Here is a 403-nt window from a genome sequence, read left to right as displayed (position 1 = left end):
CCCAAAGGGTCATCAAAGCTCAGTCATATGATGGGGGGTATTATCCTCGTTCATGGCTTGGGCATGTGTTCCATCTGGGGTGGTCTGTTGATGATATCTGCTGGCTGATATCTGCTGACTGCAAGCACCTTGGGCTTATAGCTCGGGATTATTCTGCTGATGAGAATCTGCGTTTTGCGTGTCGTTCKGAACAGGAAGACAGGCGACGCTTCAGGCTTCCTGCTGGTGGTTTAGAATACGTTCCAGAGGTTAAGGAAGCGAAGGAATCACGCGGAGAGATTTTTGATGCAGGACCGTCTGAGAATGGGTGTGAGTCATCTTCTCGGATAGGTTTTTATGAGCTTCTTCGTCGCAACAGTGGGAACAAGGTTGATGTGTTTAAACATCTTGAACGCATTGGCAG

General features: G+C 48.5%; 1 protein-coding gene. It reads left to right on the top strand.

Annotated features, from left to right (window positions below; genetic code table 11):
• A partial coding sequence (locus KP705_RS18560; protein WP_215765372.1) for a hypothetical protein occupies positions 1 to 403 on the top strand: 403 nt, incomplete at both ends.

The organism is Gluconobacter sp. P1D12_c, from assembly GCF_018812105.1.
In the GTDB taxonomy this organism is placed as follows: Bacteria; Pseudomonadota; Alphaproteobacteria; order Acetobacterales; family Acetobacteraceae; genus Gluconobacter; species Gluconobacter oxydans_A.
The sequence above is the reverse complement of the archived record's forward strand: the minus strand, read 5'-3'. Positions and strand labels throughout refer to the sequence as shown.